General features: G+C 54.2%; 29 protein-coding genes. All 29 read left to right on the top strand.

Annotated elements, in window-relative coordinates; all coding sequences use genetic code 11:
• Positions 1-10 precede the first annotated feature (10 nt).
• The 29 genes from fliI (at position 11) to tsf (ending at position 24,190) form a co-directional block, all read left to right on the top strand.
• The gene (gene fliI / locus GS3922_RS10410; RefSeq protein WP_063166296.1) at positions 11-1,282 is read left to right on the top strand and encodes a flagellar protein export ATPase FliI; all 1,272 of its coding nucleotides are present in this window, start codon (positions 11-13) and stop codon (positions 1,280-1,282) included.
• Positions 1,283-1,322: 40 nt separating this feature from the next.
• Positions 1,323-1,769 (top strand): flagellar export protein FliJ, encoded by a 447-nt coding sequence (fliJ, locus tag GS3922_RS10405; RefSeq protein WP_063166295.1) that lies wholly within the window; start codon positions 1,323-1,325, stop codon positions 1,767-1,769.
• The gene (locus tag GS3922_RS10400; RefSeq protein WP_063166294.1) at positions 1,770-2,381 is read left to right on the top strand and encodes a MotE family protein; all 612 of its coding nucleotides are present in this window, start codon (positions 1,770-1,772) and stop codon (positions 2,379-2,381) included.
• On the top strand, positions 2,378-3,529 hold the full coding sequence (locus GS3922_RS10395) for a flagellar hook-length control protein FliK (RefSeq protein ID WP_063166293.1): 1,152 nt from the start codon (positions 2,378-2,380) through the stop codon (positions 3,527-3,529). Before GS3922_RS10400 ends, GS3922_RS10395 begins: the two co-directional genes overlap by 4 nt.
• Before the next feature lie 11 nt (positions 3,530-3,540).
• On the top strand, positions 3,541-3,969 hold the full coding sequence (gene flgD, locus GS3922_RS10390) for a flagellar hook assembly protein FlgD (RefSeq protein ID WP_063166292.1): 429 nt from the start codon (positions 3,541-3,543) through the stop codon (positions 3,967-3,969).
• 16 nt (positions 3,970-3,985) lie between these two features.
• A complete protein-coding gene (locus tag GS3922_RS10385) occupies positions 3,986-4,984 on the top strand; it encodes a flagellar hook-basal body complex protein (RefSeq protein WP_063166291.1) in 999 nt (332 codons plus the stop codon).
• Between the two features lie 44 nt (positions 4,985-5,028).
• Positions 5,029-5,253, top strand: a complete 225-nt coding sequence (locus tag GS3922_RS10380) for a flagellar FlbD family protein (protein ID WP_063166290.1) — start codon at positions 5,029-5,031, stop codon at positions 5,251-5,253.
• Positions 5,240-5,668, top strand: coding sequence for a flagellar basal body-associated protein FliL (fliL, locus tag GS3922_RS10375; RefSeq protein WP_063166289.1), 429 nt, complete (start codon positions 5,240-5,242; stop codon positions 5,666-5,668). The genes GS3922_RS10380 and fliL overlap by 14 nt, the downstream gene beginning before the upstream one ends.
• 27 nt (positions 5,669-5,695) lie before the next feature.
• Complete coding sequence (gene fliM, locus GS3922_RS10370) at positions 5,696-6,700, top strand: flagellar motor switch protein FliM (protein WP_063166288.1); 1,005 nt, start codon at positions 5,696-5,698, stop codon at positions 6,698-6,700.
• Positions 6,690-7,877: a flagellar motor switch phosphatase FliY gene (fliY, locus tag GS3922_RS10365; protein ID WP_063166287.1), complete on the top strand. Its 1,188-nt coding sequence runs from the start codon at positions 6,690-6,692 to the stop codon at positions 7,875-7,877. Before fliM ends, fliY begins: the two co-directional genes overlap by 11 nt.
• A gap of 25 nt (positions 7,878-7,902) precedes the next feature.
• Positions 7,903-8,262, top strand: coding sequence for a response regulator (locus GS3922_RS10360; protein ID WP_063166286.1), 360 nt, complete (start codon positions 7,903-7,905; stop codon positions 8,260-8,262).
• 23 nt (positions 8,263-8,285) lie between these two features.
• Entirely contained in the window at positions 8,286-8,939 is a 654-nt protein-coding gene (fliZ, locus tag GS3922_RS10355) for a flagella biosynthesis regulatory protein FliZ (protein WP_063166285.1), read from the top strand.
• The gene (gene fliP / locus GS3922_RS10350) at positions 8,932-9,600 is read left to right on the top strand and encodes a flagellar type III secretion system pore protein FliP (RefSeq protein ID WP_063166284.1); all 669 of its coding nucleotides are present in this window, start codon (positions 8,932-8,934) and stop codon (positions 9,598-9,600) included. Before fliZ ends, fliP begins: the two co-directional genes overlap by 8 nt.
• 15 nt (positions 9,601-9,615) lie before the next feature.
• Positions 9,616-9,885 (top strand): flagellar biosynthesis protein FliQ, encoded by a 270-nt coding sequence (gene fliQ / locus GS3922_RS10345; protein WP_044741296.1) that lies wholly within the window; start codon positions 9,616-9,618, stop codon positions 9,883-9,885.
• A 6-nt stretch (positions 9,886-9,891) separates the two neighbouring features.
• Complete coding sequence (gene fliR, locus GS3922_RS10340; protein ID WP_063166283.1) at positions 9,892-10,665, top strand: flagellar biosynthetic protein FliR; 774 nt, start codon at positions 9,892-9,894, stop codon at positions 10,663-10,665.
• Position 10,666: 1 nt separating this feature from the next.
• Positions 10,667-11,749: a flagellar biosynthesis protein FlhB gene (gene flhB / locus GS3922_RS10335; RefSeq protein WP_063166282.1), complete on the top strand. Its 1,083-nt coding sequence runs from the start codon at positions 10,667-10,669 to the stop codon at positions 11,747-11,749.
• Positions 11,750-11,767: 18 nt separating this feature from the next.
• Positions 11,768-13,813 carry a flagellar biosynthesis protein FlhA gene (gene flhA / locus GS3922_RS10330; protein ID WP_063166281.1) on the top strand — a complete coding sequence of 682 codons (2,046 nt, stop codon included), beginning with the start codon at positions 11,768-11,770 and terminating at the stop codon, positions 13,811-13,813.
• Entirely contained in the window at positions 13,810-14,922 is a 1,113-nt protein-coding gene (gene flhF, locus GS3922_RS10325) for a flagellar biosynthesis GTPase FlhF (protein WP_063166280.1), read from the top strand. Before flhA ends, flhF begins: the two co-directional genes overlap by 4 nt.
• Positions 14,916-15,779: a MinD/ParA family protein gene (locus GS3922_RS10320; protein WP_063166279.1), complete on the top strand. Its 864-nt coding sequence runs from the start codon at positions 14,916-14,918 to the stop codon at positions 15,777-15,779. Before flhF ends, GS3922_RS10320 begins: the two co-directional genes overlap by 7 nt.
• Before the next feature lie 9 nt (positions 15,780-15,788).
• Positions 15,789-16,835 carry a protein-glutamate methylesterase/protein-glutamine glutaminase gene (locus tag GS3922_RS10315; RefSeq protein WP_063166278.1) on the top strand — a complete coding sequence of 349 codons (1,047 nt, stop codon included), beginning with the start codon at positions 15,789-15,791 and terminating at the stop codon, positions 16,833-16,835.
• 13 nt (positions 16,836-16,848) lie between these two features.
• Positions 16,849-18,855 carry a chemotaxis protein CheA gene (locus tag GS3922_RS10310; RefSeq protein WP_063166277.1) on the top strand — a complete coding sequence of 669 codons (2,007 nt, stop codon included), beginning with the start codon at positions 16,849-16,851 and terminating at the stop codon, positions 18,853-18,855.
• A 196-nt stretch (positions 18,856-19,051) separates the two neighbouring features.
• Complete coding sequence (locus GS3922_RS10305; protein WP_063166276.1) at positions 19,052-19,489, top strand: chemotaxis protein CheW; 438 nt, start codon at positions 19,052-19,054, stop codon at positions 19,487-19,489.
• Positions 19,490-19,512: 23 nt separating this feature from the next.
• Positions 19,513-20,145, top strand: a complete 633-nt coding sequence (locus tag GS3922_RS10300) for a chemotaxis protein CheC (protein ID WP_063166275.1) — start codon at positions 19,513-19,515, stop codon at positions 20,143-20,145.
• The gene (locus GS3922_RS10295) at positions 20,142-20,639 is read left to right on the top strand and encodes a chemotaxis protein CheD (RefSeq protein ID WP_063166274.1); all 498 of its coding nucleotides are present in this window, start codon (positions 20,142-20,144) and stop codon (positions 20,637-20,639) included. Before GS3922_RS10300 ends, GS3922_RS10295 begins: the two co-directional genes overlap by 4 nt.
• Positions 20,640-20,669: 30 nt before the next feature.
• A complete protein-coding gene (locus GS3922_RS10290; RefSeq protein WP_063166273.1) occupies positions 20,670-21,425 on the top strand; it encodes a FliA/WhiG family RNA polymerase sigma factor in 756 nt (251 codons plus the stop codon).
• A gap of 21 nt (positions 21,426-21,446) precedes the next feature.
• A complete protein-coding gene (locus tag GS3922_RS10285; protein WP_063166272.1) occupies positions 21,447-21,692 on the top strand; it encodes a hypothetical protein in 246 nt (81 codons plus the stop codon).
• 8 nt (positions 21,693-21,700) lie between these two features.
• Positions 21,701-22,288: a hypothetical protein gene (locus GS3922_RS10280; RefSeq protein WP_063166271.1), complete on the top strand. Its 588-nt coding sequence runs from the start codon at positions 21,701-21,703 to the stop codon at positions 22,286-22,288.
• A gap of 153 nt (positions 22,289-22,441) precedes the next feature.
• Positions 22,442-23,149 (top strand): 30S ribosomal protein S2, encoded by a 708-nt coding sequence (rpsB, locus tag GS3922_RS10275; protein WP_021322279.1) that lies wholly within the window; start codon positions 22,442-22,444, stop codon positions 23,147-23,149.
• A 156-nt stretch (positions 23,150-23,305) separates the two neighbouring features.
• Positions 23,306-24,190: a translation elongation factor Ts gene (gene tsf / locus GS3922_RS10270; protein ID WP_063166270.1), complete on the top strand. Its 885-nt coding sequence runs from the start codon at positions 23,306-23,308 to the stop codon at positions 24,188-24,190.
• Positions 24,191-24,215: the final 25 nt, after the last annotated feature.

Raw genomic sequence — 24,215 nt, 5'->3', positions numbered from 1 at the left:
CGCCGCTGATTTGTATAAACGGTTCGGCAAAGTATCGCGTGTCATCGGATTAATGACCGAATCGAAAGGGCCGGAAAGCTCGATCGGCGACCTTTGTTACATTCACGAAGCGGGCGGCGGCCGAAAAATTCCTGCGGAAGTCGTCGGCTTTCATGAGCAGCACGTCTTGCTTATGCCTTTTTCTTCTATGGCGCATATCGCTCCCGGCTGCCTCGTTGAGGCGACCGGCAAGCCGCTTGAAGTATACGTCGGCGATGCGCTCATTGGCGCGGTCCTTGACCCGCTCGGTCGACCGCTTGACGGAAGTGCGCTGCCGCCTGGGCTGAAGCCGGTATCGGTCGAACGCGATCCGCCGAACCCGCTCACCCGGCCGCCGATTGCCGAACCGCTTGAAGTCGGCGTGCGCGTCATCGACAGCTTGCTCGCGGTCGGCAAAGGTCAGCGTGTCGGTATTTTTGCCGGCTCCGGCGTCGGCAAGAGCACGCTCATGGGAATGGTCGCCCGCCGCACGTCGGCCGATGTGAACGTCATTGCCTTAATCGGCGAGCGCGGCCGCGAAGTGCGTGAATTTTTGGAGCGCGACCTCGGCCCGGAGGGCTTGGCCCGTTCGGTTGTCGTCGTCGCCACCTCGGACCAGCCGGCGCTCATGCGTGTCAAAGGAGCGTACACCGCGACGGCGATCGCTGAATATTTCCGCGACCAAGGAGCGGATGTCATGTTGATGATGGACTCGGTCACCCGCGTTGCGATGGCGCAGCGGGAGATCGGTCTCGCTGTCGGCGAACCCCCGACAACGAAAGGATATACACCGTCGGTGTTCGCCTTGCTGCCAAAGCTGCTTGAGCGGGCGGGGGCAAACGCCTCAGGCACGATCACCGCTTTTTATACGGTGCTTGTCGACGGCGACGATATGAATGAGCCGATTGCCGATGCGGTGCGCGGTATTTTAGACGGCCATTTTGTGCTTGATCGTCAACTGGCCAATAAAGGGCAATACCCAGCCATTAACGTGCTCAAAAGCGTGAGCCGCGTCATGCCCCATATCATTAGCGCAGAGCATCGCGAAGCGGCCAATCGGCTTCGCCGCCTTCTCTCTACTTATATCGATTCGGAGGACTTAATTCAAATAGGGGCGTACAAACGCGGATCTTCTCGAGAAATTGATGAGGCGATTCAATTTTATCCGCAAATTATGGCGTTTTGCCGTCAGGAGATCGACGAAACAACGACGCGTGCTGAAAGCATGGATGCCCTCTTTCGCCTAATGGCGTCAGAGGGATGAGTTGAGGCGAAACTTTCGGACGCTGAAAGGGTGAGCAGGCGTGGCGCCAACATTCCGACTGCAAAAAGTATTGACGATGAAAGAAAAAGAAAAAGAGAAGGCGCTTGGCGAGTACGAAGAGGCGGTTCGCCGGTTTGAACAAGCGGCCGAAGCGCTGTATCACTTGCTCAAGGAAAAAGAAAAATGCGAAGCGGCGAGAGATGAACAGCTGCGGACCGGCTTATCGATCGGCGCGATTCGCCATATGCTGCAATATATCAGCAATGTACAGCGGTCCATTGATCATTATCAGCTCATCGTCATGCAAGCGCGCGAGCAGATGCAGCGCCGGCAGCAACGCCTGATCGAATTGAATATAGAAGTAAAAAAATATGAAAAAATGCGCGAACGTGTGCGGCGATGGACGGAGCAACGCGAGAAAGAGGCAGAAAGCCGCTTTCTTGACGAAATGGCTGTTCAGCGTTTTGCACGGCAAGGGGAGTCGTAGATGGCAAGCAGCAAAGTCCAACAGGAAGAAAGGGCAAGCTGGTGGCAATGGATCTTGTTCGTCATTGTGATCCCAAGTTTATTTGCCGCCTTCTTCCTCTTGTTAATCGTCAAAGTAGCCGACATCGATGTGGCGGCAAAAACAAAACAATGGACAGCGAACGTGCCGTTTGTGTCCGAATGGATCGACTGGAAAAAGAAGGAGAAAGCGCTGGCAAAAACGATCGCGGCGCAGCAACAGACGATCAAACAGCAAAAAGAGATGATTGAGAACCAGAAAAAACAAATTCAGCAGCTCCAGAACGAATTAACTGTAAAAGAGCATGAAATCGCCCGCTTATCGGCGCCAGATGAGGACTCGACCGAACAAGCCGATCACGCTGCCAAGCCCGCCGTGACGACGGACGATGTGGCCGCGATGTACGGGGCGATGTCAGAAAAACAGGCGGCTGCCATTTTAGCCGAGCTGTCGGATGACGAAGCGCTCGCTGTGTTGAGCCGTATCGATGGAGACAAGGCAGCAGCCATTTTGGAACAAATGCCGATTGAACAAGCGGCGAACTTGCTTTCGTCGTTGCGCAAATGGGCGATGGGAGAGGAGGCGGCCGAATGAAAGCGGTGATCGCAGCAAGCTTGTTGCGCTCTACAGGCGTTGAAATGACACCGGCGATGTCAAAAAAGGAAACAGGGACAACCGGCGCGTTCGCGGCGCTGCTTGCGCGCAGGCAGACCGAGACAGATTCAGTTGAAACAGAGGCGGCTCAACCGCCATCTTTGTCAGAAAATAAAACGAGAAAAACGGATGAGCAGGCGGAACTAGCTTGGCTACCTGTTATAGCCATGCAGGCGGAAGGAAGCTTTTCCGCTCAAAGCGTGGCGCAAGGGAGCCATGATCAGCTGCCGGCAGCAGTCGATGGGGAAAGCGGAAATCATGCTTCTTTCGTCGCCGCGGACGCAAACGGCAGGAACATAAGAAACCCGCTGCTGCCGTTTGATCATAGAGAAACCCAATTGGCTGGTGAGAGAGTTGAAAACACACAAGTTTCTACGACTCAACGTTTGTTCCAAGCCGCTCATAGTCAGAGCGAATTGACTGGTGCCGGACTGGGAAACAGGTGGCCAGATGGGAATATCCGTGAAGAGGGGAGAAAGTTAAACGGCAAAAACGCATCGGTCGAATCTTTCTTTTCGTTGCGGGTTCAGCCGGCGGAATATGAGGTTCGTCATGGGTGGCATAGAGAGAATCGTTTCCAGCCAGATGGCCATACGGCTTTTTCAGCAAATATGGCCTCACTGTTGTCTGTTGACGCTAGTTTGGACAGTCAGACAAGCAGAACAGAAGCCGATAACGGCAGTTCTCTGATTAACCAAGTCGCCCGCGCCTTGCGGTTGGGGCGGTGGATGAAGCTGCCAAATGGTGCAACGCAGCTCGTCATCCGCCTCCACCCGGAACATCTCGGGACGGTTACCGTGAAAATGGTGCACGAAGGCGGGAAGCTCGCCGCCAAACTGCTTGTGTCAAATGACGCCGTAAAAGAGTTGCTTCATGCCCATCTGCCGCAGCTCGCCCAGTTGCTCGATGCGAGCCACATTACCGTCGAAAAATGGACGGTTTGGACCGATTTTGAAGGTCCTGCCATGCCGCCGCATTCCGAGAAGCGCCAAGGCGGCCGTCAACATGGCGAGTCACAGCAGGAACAAAAGCAGGAATCATCGCCTTCTTCCCCGTTTGCGTTAGACGGGATTGAGGCGGATGCATAGGGGGATTGAGGATGGCAACAAACACAATTGATTCAAATTTATGGCTGGCCAACGCTGCCCAGCCGGAACGGAAAACGGGCGATCGCATTTTAGGGAAAGATGACTTTCTAAAGATTTTGCTCGCCCAGCTACAAAATCAAGATCCGCTCAATCCGTTGGAAGATAAAGACTTTATCGCACAAATGGCGAGTTTTTCGTCTCTCGAGCAAATGATGAACATCGCCGATCTCATGCAACAATGGATGCAGACAAGCGGACGCGACGCGCTTTTGCGCTACAGCGAGTGGATCGGTAAAACGGTATATTGGCAAGAGGATGATTCAACAATGAGCGCGGTCGTTCAATCAGTCGTGCAACAAGATGGACAAATTGTCCTCGAGCTGAATAACGGAACGACGATCGCTGCTGATGCAGTCACAAGAGTCGAACAAAAAGGATGAAGGGGAGGGGAAACCGGTGCTTCGTTCCATGTATTCCGGTATTGGCGCCATGCGCAATTTCCAAACGAAGCTGGATGTGATCGGCAACAACATTGCCAATGTCAACACGTATGGATTTAAAAAAGGAAGAACCATTTTTAAAGATTTAATGAGTCAAACGATCTCTGGTGCGAGTGGGCCAAGCGGCGGCCTTGGCGGCACGAACCCGAAACAAGTCGGTTTAGGCTCGCAGCTCGCTGCGATCGACACTATCCATACATCGGGGAGTTTACAAACAACAGGACGCGTGCTTGACTTAGCGATTTCGGGAGATGGGTTTTTCCAAGTGGCGGAATCGGTGAATCAGTCCGGCTTTACTAATGTCCGGTATACGAGAGCAGGGAATTTTTATTTGGATGATGAAGGCTATTTAGTGACCAGCGATGGTTATTATGTCGTTGGATTTGCGGCGTACGGAGATGTAACGTACACTCCGACAGGAGGTACTAGTATGACCATTACGCTGAGTCCGACGCCGGAGGATATCGCTCAATCACAGTTTAATTTTACTGCTGACCCACCGGTTTACAATGGAGGAACAATTAACGTTTCTGTTCCATCCGGCAGTGGAACAGGAACCGGATCTGTTGCTGTTCAATATAAGCCGATCAAAATACCGAAAGAGGCAAAAAGTATAAATATCGGTCAAGATGGTTCAATTACTTATGTTGACCAGTTTGGGACACTCCGATGGGCCGGGCAGCTTGTGTTGGCCAAGTTTTCGAATAATGACGGATTGGAAAAAGCAGGAGGAAGTGTATATACAGAGACAATGAACTCCGGCGCTCCAATATTGAATTTTGCCAATGTTGCCGGCATTGGTTCTGTTCGATCCGGCACGCTAGAAATGTCCAACGTCGACCTTGCTGAAGAATTTACCGAAATGATTGTCGCCCAGCGCGGGTTCCAGGCGAATACGCGCATCATTACAACGTCGGATGAAATTTTGCAAGAGTTGGTCAACTTGAAAAAATAGAATAGGAGGAAGGGCGTTAGCAGACTCCTAACGCCCGTTCACCGATGATTTCGTTAACGAAGCTCAACGGTAAACGGTTTATGCTTAACGCGCTTTACATCGAGCAAATTGAGGCGTTTCCCGACACGACCGTGACGCTGACGAACGGGAAAAAATTTGTCGTTCGTGAAACGGTCGAACAAGTCGTGGCGCTCACAAGCGAATTTTACCGGCAAATCGGCGCGTTTCGCTTACCGGAGGCAGGGGGATTGGATCGTGAAAGGGAATAAAGTGATCAAAACGATGGCCATTATGCTGGCGATCATCGCCTTAGCCGGCACAGCGGCGCTCGTGGCGGTGATGAAAATGGCCAACGCAGGGAAACAGGAGGCGCCGAGCGCCGATGAACTTGCTGAAAGCTCGATCGACATCCCGGAAATGACGACGAATTTAGCGGACGGTCGCTATATTAAAATATCATTTAAAATCCAGACCGACAGCGATAAAGGAAAAGAAGAGGCGGAGAAACGCGATTTTCAAATTAAAGATGCGATCATCGAGCAGCTTTCGGAAATGAAGGCGGCCGACTTTAAAGGAAAGGAAGGAATGGCGGCGCTGAAAGAGCGGCTCAAGCAAGACATTAACGCATTGATGCAGGAAGGAAAAGTGGAGAACGTCTACATTACCTCCTTTATCCTCCAGTAGCCTGCCATCTAAAGGGGGGAAGGTGACATGACAGCCGGGGAAGTACTGTCGCAAAGTGAAATTGACGCGCTGCTTGCCGCGCTTTCCGCTGGGGAAATGAGCGCGGAAGAACTTAAAAAGGAAGAGGAAGGGCGGCGCGTCAAAACATACGATTTCCGGCGGGCGCTTCGGTTTTCCAAAGACCAAATTCGCAGCTTGACGCGCATTCACGAAAACTTTGCCCGCTTGTTGACAACATTTTTTTCCGCTCAGTTGCGCACATACGTGCAAATCTCGGTCGCATCGGCTGATCAAATTCCTTACGAGGAGTTCGTCCGTTCCATTCCAAAGATGACGATCATTAACGTTTTTGAAGTGCCGCCGCTAGACGGGCATGTGCTGCTTGAGGTGAACCCGAACATCGCTTATGCCATGCTTGATCGGGTGATGGGCGGCCGCGGCGCCAGCATGGACAAAGTGGATCATCTAACCGAAATTGAAACGCGCATCATGTCCAGCCTGTTTGACAAAGCGTTTGCCCATTGGCGCGATGCATGGGAGTCGGTGGCTGAGATCGATCCGTTGTTTGTTGATTTTGAGGTCAATCCGCAATTTTTGCGCATGATCGCACCGAACGACACAGTTGTTGTCATTTCGCTCAACACGCAGATTGGCGAAGCGCGCGGCATGATGAACGTTTGCATCCCGCACGTCGTCTTAGAGCCGATTATGCCGCGGCTGTCGGTGCATTACTGGATGCAGGCGCAAAAAAAAGAGCGTTCTCCCGAGGAGGCGGGACGAATCGAACGGCGCATCCGCACGGCCCAATTGCCGATTGTCGCCGAGCTTGGCACAGCGGTCGTCACCGTCGGTGAATTTCTTCAGCTCGAGGTGGGGGACGTCATCGAACTCGAGCAGTCGATTCATGAGCCGCTTGTCGTCAAAATCGGCCATATCCCAAAATTTATCGGCCAGCCGGGGAAGCGGAACAAAAAGCTGGCGGTGCAAATTTTAGCGATGATCGAGGGGGGAGAAGAAAGCCATGATGAATGATGGAATGTTGTCGCAAGATGAAATCGATGCTTTATTGCGCGGAATGGACAATAGCGATCACGTTCCGGCGCTCCACGATATTTTCACCCCGCTCGAGCAAGATGCCCTTGGGGAAATTGGCAATATTTCATTCGGCAGTTCAGCGACGGCGCTGTCAATGTTGTTGAATCAAAAAGTGGAAATTACGACACCGAGCGTGTCTATCATTGAGCGGACAAGCGTTGCCGATGAGTTTCCGCAGCCGTACGTTGCCATCCAAGTCAATTATACGGAAGGGTTTCTCGGGACGAACTTGCTTGTTATAAAGCAGCAAGATGCGGCCATTATTGCGGATTTAATGCTTGGAGGCGACGGAACGACAGCCGACAGTTCGCTGGGCGAGATTCAGCTGAGCGCAGTCCAGGAGGCCATGAATCAAATGATGGGCTCAGCAGCGACGTCGATGTCAACTGTTTTTGGGAAACGGGTGGATATTTCTCCACCGACGCTCCATCTTCTCGATTTGGCTGAAGGAAAAGGATTGGAATATTTACCGGACGAGGACTTGTTCATTAAAGTGTCATTCCGGCTGAAAATCGGGGCTTTAATTGACTCGAACATTATGCAGCTGTTGCCGATTGATTTCGCCAAAGAGCTCGTCTCCCATTTGCTCGGTTCGCCGGCTGAGGCGGCCGGAGCGGCGGAAATCCAGGAGAATAAACTTGAACCATCGCCCGCGGGCGCGGTGCCGCTCGAAGAGCCACAACCGGCGCCTGCTTACGCCCGCGTGGGGGGCGGCATGCCTTCCTCCCCGGCGGCGGGCCGCTTCACAAATGAACCGGTCGGACGTTCTAAGGAAGAAACAAGGATGGCTGAGCGGCATATTCAAGCGGCTGATTTTGCGGAGCTCGACGATCCGCCGCTTGCCGCGACGGAGGCGCGCAATTTAGAGCTGTTGTTTGATGTGCCGCTGCAAGTGACGGTCGAACTTGGACGGACGAGGCGCTCGGTGCAGGAAATTTTGCAGCTGTCGGCCGGATCGATCATTGAGCTCGACAAGCTGGCCGGTGAACCAGTCGATATTTTTGTCAACAACAAGCTGATCGCGAAAGGCGAAGTCGTCGTGATCGACGAAAACTTCGGCGTCCGAATCACCGACATTGTCAGCCAAAGCGATCGGCTAAAACGGCTAAAATAATAGGCAATACAGGAGGTAGGGGGACATGGCTAGAATACTGGTAGTCGATGATGCTGCGTTTATGCGGATGATGATTAAAGACATTTTGACCAAAAATGGGCATGAGGTCGTTGCCGAAGCGGCCGACGGTCGGCAGGCGATCGAAAAATATAAAGAGACGCGCCCTGACATTGTGACGATGGACATTACGATGCCGGAGATGGACGGGATTACAGCGTTGAAAGAAATCAAAAAAATCGACAGCAACGCCAAAGTCATTATGTGCTCAGCGATGGGGCAGCAGGCGATGGTGATTGACGCCATCCAAGCGGGGGCGAAAGATTTCGTTGTCAAGCCGTTTCAGGCGGACCGCGTCATTGAAGCGATTAACAAAACGATCGGATAAGCGATAAGAGGAGGAGCGTATTGATGTCAATATGGCGATGGGCGGCAGCGTTGTTTATGGCAGCCATCGTATTGAGCGCATCGCCGGCATCGGCCGCCCAAAGCCCGACGGTCGCCGACTGCCTGCAGCACCCGGATGCGTGCGGGCCGTCGGCGCCGGCCGGGCAACAGATGCAATCGTCCGGCAAATCGGTTGATGCCGTTTCTGCTTCCGATGTGCTCCGGCTCATCGGGGCGACCGCCTTTGTCCTTATTCTTCTTTATATGCTGCTGAAATGGCTTTCCCGCCGCCAGCCATTTGGCCCCGGTCAAAAAGGTGTCATCGAACACCTTGGTGGGACGAGCGTCGGATCGAATCGTTCCGTCCAGCTCATTAAAGTCGGCAACCGGTTGCTTGTGATCGGCGTCGGCGATTCGATTCAACTATTGCGGGAAATTAGCGACGAAAATGAAATGAACGAACTGCTCGCGCAGCATAATGAACGGCTTGAACGAATGGCTGATTTCAGCCGATTCGGCTCCCGGCTTCGCGAATATTGGGCGACAAAATCAAGATCGAAAGGCAACTCATCTCTTCCATTTTCGGTGCTGTTTGCCGAGGAAATGAAACAAATGGCCGAAAAGCGAAACGAATGGCTTAGTCGGCTGAAAGAGGAAGGAACGGCCGGCGATGAATGAATTTGTCCATATGTTTAATTCCATGGCTCCCGAGCATGTGTCGACATCGGTGAAATTGCTGCTGTTGCTCACCGTTTTGTCGATTGCTCCCGGCATTTTAATTATGATGACTTGTTTTACGCGCATCGTTATCGTTTTGTCGTTCGTGCGCACGTCGCTCGGCACGCAGCAAATGCCGCCAAACCAAGTGTTGATTGGGTTGGCATTGTTTTTAACGTTTTTCATTATGGCGCCGACATGGAAAGACATCAATGACCAGGCGCTGCAGCCGCTGTTCGCTGAAAAAATTGATTTGGATGAGGCATACGAACGCGCTGCTGTTCCGCTCAAGCAGTTTATGAGCAAGCATACAAGGCAGCAGGATTTAGCGCTCTTTTTATCATACAGCGGCGCCGAACCGCCAAAAACGGTCGACGACATCCCGCTCACCGCGCTCGTTCCGGCGTTTGCGATTAGCGAGCTGAAGACGGCGTTTCAAATGGGCTTTATGATTTTTATTCCGTTTTTAGTCATCGACATGATCGTCGCCAGCGTCTTAATGTCGATGGGAATGATGATGCTGCCGCCGGTGATGATTTCGCTGCCGTTTAAAATTTTGTTGTTTGTTCTTGTTGACGGCTGGCACTTAGTCGTCAAATCATTGCTGCAAAGTTTTCAATAAAGATAGGTGGCGTCCATGAGTGCCGATTTGGTCATTCGCCTTGCTGAGCAAGGTGTTTATATCGTGTTGATTGTCTGCGGCCCGCTCTTGTTGCTGTCGCTTGTTGTCGGGCTTGTCGTCAGCATTTTCCAGGCGGCGACGCAAATTCAGGAGCAGACGCTCGCCTTTGTGCCGAAAATTGTCGCTGTCCTGCTCGGGTTTGTGTTGTTCGGGCCGTGGATGCTCTCGAAAATGGTGTCGTACGCCCATGATATTTTCAACAATTTGGCTTCCTTTATAGGCTGATCGATCATGGAACAATTATGGACTCACTTTCCGGCGTTTTTGCTTATTTTCGCCCGCACCGCTTCGTTTTTTGCTGCGATGCCGCTCTTTTCGTATCGGACGGTGCCGGCTTCGTATAAAATCGGGTTGGCGTTTTTTTTCAGCTGGCTGTTGTTTTTGGCGGTGCCCAAACCGACGCTGCCATTAAATGATGTGTATATGCTGCTGATCTTTAAAGAGGTGCTCGTCGGACTGGCGCTTGGACTGATCGCGGCGACCGTTATGGCGGCGGTGCAAATGGCCGGCGGGTTGATTGACTTTCAAATCGGGTTTGCCATCGCCAATGTCATTGATCCGCAAACCGGGGCGCAAAGCCCGCTCTTAGGCCAATACCTTCACTCGCTGGCGCTTTTGTTGTTGCTGGCGCTTGACGGTCACCATCTGTTGCTGGATGGCATGTTTTACAGCTATCGCTGGCTGCCGCTCGACGGATGGCCGCATATTGCCGACGGGCGGGCGGTCGAGTATGCGGTTCGCGCGTTCGCTGCGATGTTTGCCATCGCCGTGCAAATGGCCGCCCCGCTTGTCGGAGCGCTCTTTTTAGTCGATGTGGCGCTTGGCATCATCGCCCGCGCCGTGCCGCAAATGAACATTTTTGCCGTCGGTTTTTCCCTGAAGACGGCGGCGGCGTTTTTGCTCCTGTTTGCAGCGATCGGCGGAATTTTGCTTTCCGCCCGTGAACTGTTTCAGCTCATGTTTGCGTCGCTGCGCGAGTTTATGCGGTTGTTGGGAGGCGCGTAAGATGGGCCGCTGGCGGCTTGATTTGCAATTTTTTGCGGGAGAAAAAACGGAAAAGGCGACGCCGCGCAAACGGCAAGAAGTACGGGAAAAAGGGCAGGTGGCGAAAAGCGGTGACGCAGTTGCCGCCGCCGTCTTGCTTGCAACGTTTCTCACCTTGTCTTTGGCGGGGGAGTACGAACGCGATGGCTTGCTGCGCCTGTTCGCCCGCGCGCTGTCCGATTATGCGTCCGTTCCGTTGACGATCGATTCGCTTCACCTGCTGTTTCTTGACTGGCTCCGCCATGCGGCGCTCCTTTTGGCTCCGTTTTTTGCCGCTGCCGTGCTGGCGGCCGGGCTGGCCAACTTTTTGCAAATCGGCGCTCTTTTTACTGTTGAACCGCTGAAAATGGACTGGAACCGGCTCAATCCGGTGCAAGGAATGAAGCGGCTTTTTTCGCTGCGCGCCATTGTCGAATTGTTGAAATCAGTGCTCAAAGCCGGCATCATCGGCGCAATTGTCTTTGCGCTGCTGCTTTCCGGACGAAACGAACTCATGGCGCTTGCCTCCAAACCGCCGGGTGCCATGCTCGCGGTCATTGGCGGTTTGACGGTGAAAATGGGGCTGTATGCCGCGGCGGCGCTCTTATTTTTAGCGTTGTTTGATTATTTGTACCAGCGGTTTGAATTTGAGAAAAACATTCGCATGTCGAAGCAGGACATTAAAGATGAGTACAAAAAGACGGAAGGCGACCCGCTCATCAAGTCGCGCATCAAACAGAAACAGCGGGAAATGGCGATGAAACGGATGATGCAAGAAGTGCCGAACGCAGATGTTGTCATTACGAACCCGACCCATTATGCGGTCGCGCTCAAGTATGAAGACGGAAAAATGGAAGCGCCGCTCGTTGTGGCGAAAGGGGCGGACTATGTCGCCTTAAGAATTAAGGAAATCGCCAAAGCCAACGGTGTCGTCACCGTTGAGAACCGTCTGCTCGCTCAGGCGCTTTATCGGCAGGCGGAGGTCGGCGATATGATTCCGGAGGCGTTTTTTAAAGCGGTGGCGGAAGTTTTGGCGTACGTTTATCGGCTCAAACGAAATGTGTAGCAGCAAGGAGAGAAAAACATGCAAGCACAATGGAAAGATTTATCAGTTCTGTTACTGGTCGTGCTCATCGTCGCCATGCTCGTCATCCCGTTGCCGACATGGCTGCTCAGTGTTTTGATCATCGTCAATATTTCGCTCGCCTTGCTCGTTTTGCTGACAGCGATGAATACGAAAGAACCGCTTGAGTTTTCCATTTTTCCGTCATTGCTTTTAGTGCTGACCTTGTTCCGATTAGGGTTGAACGTCTCGACAACCCGCTCGATTTTAAGCAAAGGGGAGGCGGGCGGCGTCGTCGAAACGTTCGGGACGTTCGTCGTCGGCGGCGATGTCGTCGTCGGATTTGTTGTGTTTTTAATTTTAATCATTATCCAGTTCATCGTCATTACGAAAGGATCGGAGCGCGTCTCTGAGGTGGCGGCCCGCTTTACGCTCGATGCGATGCCGGGAAAACAAATGAGCATTGACGCGGATTTAAACGCCGGTATGATCTCAGAGCAGGAAGCGCGGCAGCGGCGGGAAAAGATCGCGCAAGAGGCTGATTTTTACGGTGCCATGGACGGGGCGAGCAAGTTCGTCAAGGGCGACGCCATCGCCGGGATGATTATCGTCGTGATCAATATGTTGTTTGGCATGGTCATCGGCGTCGTCGAGCAAGGGATGGATATGGCCGAGGCGGCGAAACGCTATACGCTGCTGACGGTCGGTGATGGAATTGTGAGCCAAATTCCGGCTCTGCTGATTTCGACCGCGACCGGCATCATCGTCACGCGTGCGGCGTCCGACAGCAACTTAAGCGGCGATATTATGCGCCAGCTGTTTGCTTTTCCGAAAATGTTGTACGTCACTGCCGGAACGATTTTCTTGCTCGGCTTGTTTACGCCGATTAGCGACGTGTTGACGATGCCGATTGCCGGGCTGTTAGCGCTCGGCGGCTACCGGTTTGCCGGACGCCAACAACAGGAGGAAGCGGCCGGCGCCGGGCCGGAAGAGGAAACGGCGGCAGCGGACGAATTGAAAAGCCCAGAAAGCGTCATCCAACTGTTGCATGTCGACCCGATTGAGTTTGAGTTTGGTTATGCCCTCATTCCGCTCGCTGATGCGGCCCAGGGCGGCGATTTGCTTGACCGGATCGTCATGATCCGCCGCCAGCTCGCGCTTGAGCTCGGCATCGTCGTCCCGGTCGTGCGCATCCGCGATAACATTCAGCTTCAGCCGAACGAATACCGGATAAAAATTAAAGGCGAGGAAGTGGCGCGCGGCGAGCTGCTGCTTGACCATTATTTGGCGATGAGTCCCGGCGTCGATGATCATTCAGTCGACGGCATTGAAACGGTCGAGCCGGCGTTCGGCCTGCCGGCGAAATGGATTTCCGAAGCGATGAAAGATCGCGCTGAAATGCTCGGTTATACGGTTGTTGACCCGCCGTCGGTCGTCTCGACGCATTTGACGGAAGTGCTTAAAGCTCATGCTCATGAGTTGCTCGGCCGCCAAGAAACGAAGCAGCTGATCGATCATTTGAAAGAGTCGTACCCGGTGCTTGTCGATGATGTGACGCCGAATCCGCTGTCGATCGGCGACGTTCAAAAAGTACTTGCCAAACTGCTGAAAGAGAAAGTGTCGATTCGCAACTTGCCGCTTATTTTTGAGACGCTCGCCGACGTTGGCCGCTTGACCGGCGACACCGACTTGTTGACCGAATATGTCCGCCAAGCGCTGGCGCGGCAAATTACCGGCCAATACGCCGTGCCAGGCGAGCCGCTGCGCGTCATGACGCTGTCCGGCAGGGCGGAGAAAATCATCGCCGATGCCGTGCAGCAAACGGAGCATGGCCGCTATTTGGCGCTTGACCCGACGCGGGCGCAGATGTTCGTTGAGGCGGTGGCCCAGGCGCTTGACCGCTATCCGTTCGCCGGCCAAACGCCGATTTTGCTCTGTTCCCCGGCGGTGCGCATGTACGTCCGCCAGCTGATCGAGCGCCATTTCCCAACGATCCCGGTGCTGTCATACAACGAGCTCGAAGCTGACGTCGAAGTTCAAAGCGTGGGGATGGTGGAAATCGAATGAAAGTGAAAAAGTTTGTCGCCCCGTCCATGAACGAAGCGATGAAGATGGTTCGCGCCGAGCTCGGCCGCGATGCCGTCATTTTACATTCAAAAGTGATCCATACCGGCGGATTTTTCGGCCTGTTTGCGAAAAAAAAGATCGAAGTGTTAGCCGGCGTTGACCCCGATCCATTGCCGCGTCCGCCAGCTGCGGCGGCGCCAGCTGACTGGCCATCGGCCGTCAGGCAGGAGGAGACGAATGGTTCGCTTGCGGGGGAGCTGCAGGAAGTGAAAACGCTCATCCGCCAGTTGGCCAGCCGCCCGCCTTCGTTAGTATATCCCCCGCCGCTCGCTGAAGCGGAGCGGCGGCTTGTGCGGCAGGGAATGGCAGAGCGTTACGTTCGTGAGGTGATGGATCGCTTGCTTGAACGGTGGTACGCCGACAAAGGGGGGCGCTCGGCTTCTGCCGTCGCCGGTTGGGCGAAGGAGGCGGTGCGCGGCATGTTGTCGCCGCTTCCGTTTGCCGAAGCCGCAAGGCAAAAAAAATATGTGATTTTGCTCGGTCCGACGGGGGTCGGAAAAACGACGACGCTCGCCAAAATGGCGGGGCGCGCTGTGCTTGAACAAAGGAAAAAAGTAGGATTCATTACAACAGATACGTACCGGATTGCCGCCATCGACCAGCTGAAGACGTACGCGAATATTTTACAGGCGCCGTTTGCAGTATGCTACAACGCCGATGACTTCCGGACAGCGAAGCGAAACTTGGCCGATTGCGACCTCGTGTTTGTGGATACAGCCGGCCGCAATTTCCGCAATCCGCAATATGTGGCTGAATTGCAGCAAACACTTGAGTTTGACAGCGAGACGGAAACGTTTCTCGTGCTTGCCGCCACCGGAAAGTACGAGGACATGAAAGCCGTTTATGACCGCTTTTCCCGTCTGCCGCTCGATCGGCTGATCATTACCAAACTCGACGAGACCGACTCGTACGGGGCCGTGTTCAGCTTGCTGATTGACAGCCGGCTTGGCGCCGCCTATTTTACGAACGGGCAAAACGTGCCGGACGACATGGCGGAGGCGTCGGCTGACCGGCTCGTTCACCTGTTGTTTGGGGCGGAGCGATGGTGAAAGACCAAGCGGAACGGCTTCGCCTCGAGCTGAGCCGCCTCCGGCAGCAGCCATCGCCGCGAACCATCGCGGTGACGAGCGGAAAAGGCGGGGTCGGCAAATCGAATCTTTCGCTCAACTTTTCGCTGTCGCTCTCTAAGCTCGGGTTTCGCGTCTTGCTGCTCGATATGGATATTGGCATGGGCAACATCGATATTTTGCTCGGCCAGTCATCGTCGTTGACATTGGCCGATTGGCTTTCGGCCCGGCTGCCGCTCTCAGAGCTGGTGAAAAGCGGGCCGGAGCATCTGTCGTACATTGCCGGAGGGACGGGCGCCGCACAATGGCGGGCGCTTGATACGGCTGGCATCGACTACTTTTTGACCGAAATGCAGGCCGTGGCGTCACGGTATGATTATCTCGTCTTTGACATGGGGGCGGGGGCATCAGGGGAACGGTTGTATTTTCTGAAGTCGGTTGACGACGTGTTTGTCGTGACAACGCCGGAGCCGACCGCCATGACCGATGCGTATGCCATGATGAAATACATGCACGCCGCCGGCAGCGAGGCGCCGTTTTCTGTCATTGTCAACCGCGCCGGCAAGGAGCGGGAAGGGCATGAAGTCTTTGAGCGGCTCAAGCATGTCGCCGGCCGGTTTTTAAACAAAGAAATTGCGTTGCTTGGCATCGTTCCGGAAGATCGGGCGGTCGCCCGCGCGGTTGTCAACCAAACGCCGTTTGTGTTGCTTGACCCTGCGGCGAAGGCGAGCCAGGCGGTGCGTCAAATGGCATTTCGTTATGCGCCGGGGCGCCAGGAAGGGCCGGGGCGGGCGAACCGCTTTTTTGCCAAGCTGCGCCAACTTTTGCTAGAAAGGTAGAGACGGAAAATGAAGACGATCAAGGTGCTTGTCGTCGATGACTCGGCGTTTATGCGCAAATGGATCAGCGACTTTTTGTCCGAACATCCGCGCCTTGAAGTCATCGGGACGGCCCGCAATGGTCAAGAGGCGCTTGAGAAAATCGCTGTTTGTCGCCCCGATGTTGTGACGCTCGACGTCGAAATGCCGGTCATGGACGGGCTCGTAACATTGCGGCGCATCATGGAGAAGCATCCGCTGCCGGTCGTCATGGTATCAAGCACGACGAAGGAAGGAGCGGAAAATACGGTAGCCGCCATGCAATATGGGGCGGTTGACTTTGTGGCGAAACCGTCCGGCCCGATTTCGCTTGATTTATATAAAGTGAAGGATGAACTCATCCGAAAAGTGCTGCACGCGAGCGAAGCGAACATGAGGGCGCTCGCCGCTCGGCGCCCGAAAGCGGCGCTTTGGCGTCCGCCTGCCAAAACAGTGCGCGCCGAAAAAGCGATCGTCGCGATCGGCACCTCAACCGGCGGCCCGCGCGCTCTCGAAACGGTGCTGACGCAGCTGCCGCCCCATTTGGCCGCCCCGGTCGTCATCGTCCAACATATGCCGAAAGGGTTTACGAAATCGCTTGCCAACCGGCTTGATGCACTATCGGCCATAACGGTCAAAGAGGCGGAAGACGGAGAGGTGCTGCGAAACGGCACCGCTTATATCGCTCCGGGCGGCGTTCATCTTGTTGTCGGCGAGGAAAACGGTGTGCTGAAAGCCCGTTTCGATGAATCGCTGCCGCGCGCCGGCCATCGCCCGGCCGTTGACGTGTTGTTCGAATCGCTCGCTGCCATTCGCCGCTGTCGGATCGTGGCGGTGATCATGACCGGAATGGGATCAGATGGGACGGCAGGGTTGAAAAAGCTGAAAGAAGGCGGGGATGTGGAAGCGATCGCCGAGGCGCGCGAGACAGCGGTCGTTTATGGGATGCCAAGGGCGGCGATCGAGGCCGGCGTCATCGATGTCATCGCTCCGCTTGACGGCATTGCCGCCGCCATCGTCCAATCGATCGGGGAATGAGGGGGAACATGGGATGGATATGAATCAATACTTAGACATCTTTATTGATGAAAGCAAGGAGCATTTACAAACAATCAACGAGCGGCTGCTTGAACTCGAACAAACTCCGGACGATATGGCTCTTGTTAATGAAATTTTCCGCTCGGCCCATACGCTAAAAGGAATGTCGGCCACGATGGGGTTTGAAGATTTGGCCAATTTGACGCACCAACTAGAGAATGTGCTTGATGGCATCCGCAATCGGCAGCTGATCGTCACTCCGGAACTGCTTGATGTTGTTTTTCAAGCAGTCGACCATTTGGAGGCGATGATTATGTCGATCGCCTCGGGCGGCGACGGGAAGCGCGATGTAAGCGAGACAGTCGAGCAGCTGAAACGAATCGAGCAGGGCGGGATGCCGGACAAACAGACAGCAGGCGAAAAGCCGCCCCTCGAGCATGCATACGGGGAGTTTGAATACCATGTGTTGCAACAGGCAAAAGAGCAAGGGTTTTCCGTCTATGAAATTCGCATCCGCCTTCGTGAGGACTGCCTGTTGAAAGCCGCGCGCGTGTATATGGTGTTTGAACTGCTCAGTGAGGCGGGGGAAATTGTAAAATCGACGCCGCCGTCTGACATGCTTGAAGAAGAGCAATTTGGCCAAGAGTTTCTCGTCACCGTTGTATCAAAAACGCCGGCGGATGAACTGCGAACGCGGCTGATGGGCATTTCCGAAATTGACGGGGTCGAGATCGCCGCGGTGACAGTCAACGAGCCGACTGCCAAAAGCGGGGAGCAGGCCGCATCTGAACTGCCGGCGTCCACCGCTTTTGAACAAGCAGCGGCGGCGCAGGCTGAAGCGGAGACGGTGGAAAAGCAGGCGGCGAAACAAGCAGGGAAGACGATCCGCGTCAATATTGAACGGCTTGATATGTTAATGAACTTGTTTGAGGAACTAGTTGTCGACCGCGGGCGGCTCGAACAAATTTCCCGTGATTTGAACCATGCCGAACTGACGGAAACAGTGGAACGGATGTCGCGCATTTCGAGCGACTTACAAACGATCATTTTAAACATGCGCATGGTGCCGGTCGAAACGGTGTTCAACCGCTTTCCGCGCATGGTCCGCCAGCTTGCCCGCGAACTCGGCAAAAAAGTGCGCCTTGATATTATCGGAGCGGAAACGGAGCTTGACCGGACGGTCATCGATGAAATCGGCGACCCGCTCGTCCATTTGATCCGCAACGCGCTCGACCATGGCATTGAAGCGCCGGACGCCCGGGCGGCATGCGGAAAGCCGGAGGAAGGGACGGTCAAACTGCGCGCTTACCATAGCGGCAACCACGTCTTTATTGAAATTGAGGACGACGGCGCCGGCATTTCCCGGGAGAAAGTGCTGCAAAAGGCGATCGCCCGCGGCATCGTTTCGCCGGAGGCGGCGGCTCATTTGACCGATCAGCAAGTGTATGGGCTCATTTTCGCCCCTGGTTTTTCCACCGCCGACCACATTTCCGATATTTCCGGGCGCGGTGTCGGTTTGGATGTAGTCAAAAGCACGATCGAATCGCTCGGCGGTGCGGTGACCGTCGATTCACAGCCGGGAAAAGGATCGCTCTTTTCCATCCAGCTGCCGTTGACTTTGTCGATCATTTCCGTGCTGCTCGTGCAAATTGCCGCCGAGACGTATGCCATTCCGCTGTCCTCGATTATGGAGACAGCGTTAGTGAGAAAAGAGGAGATTTTCTCCGCTCATAACCAGCCGGTCATCGATTTTCGCGGCAAAGTCGTGCCGCTCGTCCGGCTGAAAGACGTGTTTTCCGTGCCGGATGCATCGGATGAGGGGGATACGGTGGCGGCTGTCATCGTCCGAAAAGGGGAAAAGCTGGCGGCGTTGGCGGTCGACTCATTTATCGGACAGCAGGAAGTAGTACTGAAATCGCTCGGAAACTATTTATCTTCTGTCTTCGCGATTTCCGGGGCGACGATTTTAGGCGACGGCCGGGTGGCGCTGATCATCGATTGCAATGCGCTCGTGAAATAAGCGGCGGCTAGCGTACCGATCGCTATGGCCGGCTGAAAAGCAAGTTTACAGCCAATTAAAAAAGCTTCGTTGGCGACGTTGCCCTATTGGGAAATACCGGTGCACCGCCATCGTTAGCAGAAACATAAGAACAAAGGCGGGGCGCCTAACGATAGTTTGTTCCGTTTACATTTTCAATGGAAAAGGGGAGTGGCCGATGAGCGCCAGCGTTCAGACTGACTGGAAAGTGATCGCTTTTCGCTTGAAAGGGGAAGAGTACGCTTTACCGGTGCAGCACGTCCGCTCGATTGAAAAAATGCAGCCGATTACGCGCGTGCCGGGAACGGCCCGTTATGTAAAAGGAGTCATCAATTTGCGCGGCGTTGTGACGCCGATTATCGATTTGCGCGAGCGGTTTGGGTTTGCGCCTGAACCATACGGAGAACAGACGCGCATGATTATTGTCACCCTGGGAGATGTCGAAGTCGGGCTGATCGTCGATGCAGCGAATGATGTTCTCGATATTCCGGCATCGAGCATCGAGCCGCCGCCGGAGGCAATTGGGGCTGTGGAGGCGGCCTACATTTACGGGGTGGCGAAAATGGAGAGGCGGCTCCTCATTTTGCTTGATTTAGCGAAGGTGCTTGATCAATAAATCGCAGAGAGGGGCGTTGACGGTTGGGTGACATTTTCCATTTGACAGGGGCGCATATCGACATTTTACGCGAAATCGGAAACATCGGGGCTGGAAACGCGGCGACCGCCTTGTCGACGCTGTTAAACAAAAAAATTGAAATGGCCGTGCCGCGCGTGCAAATTGCGACGTTTGCCGAGATGATGGAGCTGATCGGCGGACCGGAACAAGTCGTTGCGTGTGTGTATTTGCGCATCGAGGGGGAAGCGCCGGGGAATATGTTTTTCGTGCTGCCGCCGGAGCAGGCGGAGCGGTTTGTCCGTCAGATGACCGGCGACGACTCGTTTTCGTTTCAAGGTGAAGCCCATGAGCTCGGATGTTCGGCGCTTCAGGAGCTTGGCAACATTTTAGCCGGTTCGTATTTGTCAGCGCTCGCCGATTTTACACAGCTTGCTTTGCAGCCGTCCGTGCCGGCGCTGGCGCTTGATATGATCGGGGCTGTACTGTCGTTTGGCTTGCTTGAGCTGTCACGTGCCGGCGATTACGCCATTTTGATCGATACGGCCATTTATGACGGGCGGCGGCCAAATGAAAGCATTGACGGCCATTTCTTTCTCCTCCCCGATCCGGAGTCATTTTCCACCATCTTTCGGGCATTAGGTGTGGATAGCGGATGAGCACGATCCAAACGGTCAAAGTCGGCATCGCCGAGATGGAAGTCGTTGCAGCGCCCGCTGTCATTCGCACGTGCGGGCTTGGGTCGTGCGTCGGCGTCGTCATTTATGACAGCGGAAAAGCGGTCGCCGGCATGGCGCATGTTATGCTTCCGCATTCCTCAATGGCGCGCGGAGGGGTCGTCAATGCAGCGAAGTACGCCGACACGGCGGTTGAAGCGCTTTGTAAGCTCGTCATCGCCGCCGGCGGCCGAAAAGGGATGCTCAAAGCGAAGCTTGCCGGGGGGGCGCAAATGTTTTCGTTTTCCTCGGCTGGCGGGGATATGATGCACATTGGTGCGCGCAACGTCGAAGAAGTGAAAAGGCAGCTCGAGCGGCTGCACGTTCCGGTTGTTGCTGAGGATGTCGGCGGCCATAGCGGCCGGACGATTGAGTTTAACCCGCAAACGGGCGTGCTGTCCATTCGCAAGGCTAGCCAAGAAATCAAGGAAATATAATGTCGTTTCCGCAAGGCGAGGGGGAGAACGATGGGGAGCGCGCTAAAAGGAAAAGAGCGGAAATATTGGGACGACTGGGTCAACGGCCGCGATCGGCATGCGGCCGGGGAGCTTGTAGAGCGCTATATGCCGCTCGTTTCTTACCATGTGCAGCGGATTTCCGCCACGCTGCCAAGCTCCGTGCCAAGGGAAGAGTTGGTCAGTTACGGACTCGTCGGCTTGTACGATGCGCTTGAAAAGTTTGACCCATCGCGCGATTTGAAGTTTGACACATATGCATCGTTTCGCATCCGCGGCGCCATCCTCGATGGTTTGCGCAAAGAAGATTGGCTGCCGCGCAGCGTGCGCGACAAAGCCAAAAAAATTGAAGAGGCGGCCGAGCGGCTCGAACAGCGGTACATGCGGTCGGTGACAGCGAAAGAAATCGCCGCCGAGCTCGGCATGACGGAAGAGGAAGTGCAGGCGGCGGTTAATGAAACGTTTTTTTCCAATTGGCTTTCACTTGGACAGACAGCTGGTGAAGAGGATGACGAGCCGCTCGCGATCCGCGACGACCGCGTTGCCCTCCCGGAAGAACAAGTGCTCAAGCAAGAGATGATCGAAAAGCTGGCCGCGGGGATTGAGCAATTGAATGAAAAAGAGCAGCTTGTCATCAGCTTGTTTTACAAAGAAGAACTGACGTTTACGGAAATTGGGAGCCTCTTGCAGCTGTCCACATCAAGAATTTCGCAAATTCACGCCAAAGCGCTGTGGAAACTGCGCCGCTTTTTTGATGAGGAGCGGTGAAAGGGGAAAGGGAGTGGGAAGGTGGATATTCAGCTGCCAGCGCTGCAAAGCGTAATACCTAAAGCGCCCGAAGCGGGAAGCATGTATGCCGCCGCGCAGCACCACCCTTATGCCGTGCAGGCGCAAATGGCGGCGGCCGGCGAAAAGCGGGCGGAGCGGGCGCGCCGCCAAGTGACGGACAAGCGGACAGGCGAGCGCGCACGGTGGGAGGCGTCGCGGTTTGGAAGCCATCCTTATAAAGGAAAAACGATCGACATTAAAGGATAGTGAACATCATGGGAGCATTTTGGCTAACCATCAGTTTGCTGCTGCATGCATTTTCGTTTTTGCTCATCATTTTGCTTTACATGCGCCTGTCAAGGCTTAGAGAGACGGAACAGCGCGCGGCAAGGCGGGCTGAAGAGCTCGAAGAGGCGATGGCGGCTCATCTCGCCCTCTGGAAAGAGGAAAACGAGCGTTTTTTCGGCGAGCTTGATGCGCTGCTTCGGACGAAAATGACCGCCGGGCCTGCCAAACGGCCGACAGAGCCGAAACCAACCGCATTTGCACCGGGCGCGATCAGCGGCGACAGCGGTTCGATGTCGCCCGCGGAAAGCCATGAAAGCACGGCGGAAGGAAAAACGAAGGAAAGCGAAAAAACGGGACAGAATGGCCCCGACGCGGCGCATGATTATTTCCCGGACATCGAAGTGATCGAAGATGTGCTTGACCTTTTGCCATCCGCTAGCGTTGCCGACGCCGCCCGCCGCCTGTATGCCGAAGGGGCAACGGTCGAGGAAATTGCCAAAAAGCTGCAAAAAGGAAAAACGGAAGTGGAGCTGCTGTTGAAATTTGACCGAAAAGCGGACGAAATAGACGAATAACAGCTTGATTTACCGCCGGCGGTTATGATATATTTTTACATGGTGTGAATACACACGCCTGATGATTTCAGCAACGGTGCTGGCATGGCCAGTCTTGCTGAAAGATGAAACAGGCGGAGGAGCAAAAACCACAAGGAAACAGGAGGAGCATACATGTCAGTGATTTCGATGAAACAGCTGCTTGAGGCTGGCGTCCACTTCGGACATCAGACGCGCCGTTGGAATCCAAAAATGAAAAAATACATTTTCACGGAGCGCAACGGCATTTATATTATCGACTTGCAAAAAACGGTGAAAAAAGTCGAGGAAGCATATAACTTTGTGCGCGAATTGGCAGCGAACGGCGGCAAAATTTTGTTCGTCGGCACGAAAAAACAAGCGCAAGAATCGGTCAAAGAGGAAGCGGAACGCTGCGGCATGTTTTATGTCAACCAACGTTGGCTTGGCGGTACGCTGACGAACTTCGCAACGATCCAAAAACGGATCAAACGGCTGCGCGAAATTGAAAAAATGGAAGAAGATGGCGTATTTGACGTACTTCCGAAAAAAGAAGTCATCGGCTTGAAAAAGGAAAAAGAGCGGCTCGAGAAATTTTTAGGCGGCATTAAAGACATGAAAGAGCTGCCGGATGCGCTGTTCGTCATCGACCCGCGCAAAGAGCGGATCGCAGTGGCGGAAGCGCGCAAGTTGAACATCCCGATCATCGGCATCGTCGACACGAACTGTGATCCGGATGAAATCGACTACGTCATCCCAGCGAACGATGACGCTATCCGCGCCGTCAAGCTGTTGACGTCGAAAATCGCCGATGCCGTACTTGAGGCAAAACAAGGCGAAGAGGCGGCCGTCGCAGCGGAGTAATGGCGCTCAAGAAAGGTGATAAGAGGGAAAGCCTTTTATCACCTTTTTTTGAGACAGAAATCAGCAACTTTTGGCTATACTAACGAATAAGGGCAAAACAGGCACCCGCTGCCGACATCGATACATATACGCGATAAAGAGAAGGAGGATCTTTTCATGGCGATTACAGCACAAATGGTCAAAGAGCTGCGCGAAAAAACGGGCGCAGGCATGATGGATTGCAAAAAGGCGCTCACCGAAACAAACGGTGACATGGAGAAAGCGATCGACTGGCTGCGTGAAAAAGGAATTGCGAAAGCGGCGAAAAAAGCGGACCGCATCGCGGCGGAAGGAATGACATACATCGCTGTCGAAGGCAATGCGGCCGTCATTTTGGAAGTGAATTCGGAAACGGACTTCGTTGCCAAAAACGAAGCGTTCCAAACGCTCGTTAAGGAGCTGGCTGCGCACTTGCTGAAACAAAAACCGGCTTCGCTTGATGAAGCGCTCGGACAAACGATGGACAACGGTTCCACTGTCCAAGATTATATTAACGAAGCGATCGCGAAAATCGGCGAAAAAATTACGCTCCGCCGCTTTGCTGTCGTCAACAAAGCGGACGGCGAAACGTTTGGCGCGTACTTGCACATGGGCGGGCGCATCGGCGTATTAACATTATTAGCCGGCAACGCAAGCGAGGAGATCGCCAAAGATGTGGCCATGCATATCGCTGCGCTCCATCCGAAATACGTTTCGCGCGATGAAGTGCCGCAAGAAGAGATTGCGCGCGAACGCGAAGTGTTGAAACAACAAGCGTTAAATGAAGGCAAGCCGGAAAAAATCGTTGAGAAAATGGTGGAAGGCCGGCTGAACAAGTTTTACGAAGACGTTTGCCTGCTTGAGCAAGCGTTCGTGAAAAACCCGGATGTGACGGTGCGCCAATACGTCGAGTCGAACGGAGCGACTGTGAAGCAGTTTATCCGCTACGAAGTCGGCGAAGGGCTCGAAAAACGTCAAGATAATTTCGCCGAGGAAGTTATGAGCCAAGTAAGAAAGCAATGACGGACCGCAACAGGGAACACGCGCG

Source organism: Geobacillus subterraneus, from assembly GCF_001618685.1.
GTDB lineage: Bacteria > Bacillota > Bacilli > Bacillales > Anoxybacillaceae > Geobacillus > Geobacillus subterraneus.
Note: the sequence above shows the minus strand (reverse complement) of the source record. Positions and strands in the feature narration are given on the sequence as shown.

Excerpts from the sequence above, each read along its gene's own strand:
- GS3922_RS10400 (WP_063166294.1), top strand. The coding sequence starts at position 1,770 with ATGGCAAGCAGCAAAGTCCAACAGGAAGAAAGGGCAAGCTGGTGGCAA.
- GS3922_RS10395 (WP_063166293.1), top strand. The coding sequence starts at position 2,378 with ATGAAAGCGGTGATCGCAGCAAGCTTGTTGCGCTCTACAGGCGTTGAA.
- flgD (WP_063166292.1), top strand. The coding sequence starts at position 3,541 with ATGGCAACAAACACAATTGATTCAAATTTATGGCTGGCCAACGCTGCC.
- GS3922_RS10380 (WP_063166290.1), top strand. The coding sequence starts at position 5,029 with ATGATTTCGTTAACGAAGCTCAACGGTAAACGGTTTATGCTTAACGCG.
- fliM (WP_063166288.1), top strand. The coding sequence starts at position 5,696 with ATGACAGCCGGGGAAGTACTGTCGCAAAGTGAAATTGACGCGCTGCTT.
- fliY (WP_063166287.1), top strand. The coding sequence starts at position 6,690 with ATGATGAATGATGGAATGTTGTCGCAAGATGAAATCGATGCTTTATTG.
- GS3922_RS10360 (WP_063166286.1), top strand. The coding sequence starts at position 7,903 with ATGGCTAGAATACTGGTAGTCGATGATGCTGCGTTTATGCGGATGATG.
- fliZ (WP_063166285.1), top strand. The coding sequence starts at position 8,286 with ATGTCAATATGGCGATGGGCGGCAGCGTTGTTTATGGCAGCCATCGTA.
- fliP (WP_063166284.1), top strand. The coding sequence starts at position 8,932 with ATGAATGAATTTGTCCATATGTTTAATTCCATGGCTCCCGAGCATGTG.
- fliQ (WP_044741296.1), top strand. The coding sequence starts at position 9,616 with ATGAGTGCCGATTTGGTCATTCGCCTTGCTGAGCAAGGTGTTTATATC.
- fliR (WP_063166283.1), top strand. The coding sequence starts at position 9,892 with ATGGAACAATTATGGACTCACTTTCCGGCGTTTTTGCTTATTTTCGCC.
- flhB (WP_063166282.1), top strand. The coding sequence starts at position 10,667 with ATGGGCCGCTGGCGGCTTGATTTGCAATTTTTTGCGGGAGAAAAAACG.
- flhA (WP_063166281.1), top strand. The coding sequence starts at position 11,768 with ATGCAAGCACAATGGAAAGATTTATCAGTTCTGTTACTGGTCGTGCTC.
- flhF (WP_063166280.1), top strand. The coding sequence starts at position 13,810 with ATGAAAGTGAAAAAGTTTGTCGCCCCGTCCATGAACGAAGCGATGAAG.
- GS3922_RS10320 (WP_063166279.1), top strand. The coding sequence starts at position 14,916 with ATGGTGAAAGACCAAGCGGAACGGCTTCGCCTCGAGCTGAGCCGCCTC.
- GS3922_RS10315 (WP_063166278.1), top strand. The coding sequence starts at position 15,789 with ATGAAGACGATCAAGGTGCTTGTCGTCGATGACTCGGCGTTTATGCGC.
- GS3922_RS10310 (WP_063166277.1), top strand. The coding sequence starts at position 16,849 with ATGGATATGAATCAATACTTAGACATCTTTATTGATGAAAGCAAGGAG.
- GS3922_RS10305 (WP_063166276.1), top strand. The coding sequence starts at position 19,052 with ATGAGCGCCAGCGTTCAGACTGACTGGAAAGTGATCGCTTTTCGCTTG.
- GS3922_RS10295 (WP_063166274.1), top strand. The coding sequence starts at position 20,142 with ATGAGCACGATCCAAACGGTCAAAGTCGGCATCGCCGAGATGGAAGTC.
- GS3922_RS10290 (WP_063166273.1), top strand. The coding sequence starts at position 20,670 with ATGGGGAGCGCGCTAAAAGGAAAAGAGCGGAAATATTGGGACGACTGG.
- GS3922_RS10280 (WP_063166271.1), top strand. The coding sequence starts at position 21,701 with ATGGGAGCATTTTGGCTAACCATCAGTTTGCTGCTGCATGCATTTTCG.
- rpsB (WP_021322279.1), top strand. The coding sequence starts at position 22,442 with ATGTCAGTGATTTCGATGAAACAGCTGCTTGAGGCTGGCGTCCACTTC.
- tsf (WP_063166270.1), top strand. The coding sequence starts at position 23,306 with ATGGCGATTACAGCACAAATGGTCAAAGAGCTGCGCGAAAAAACGGGC.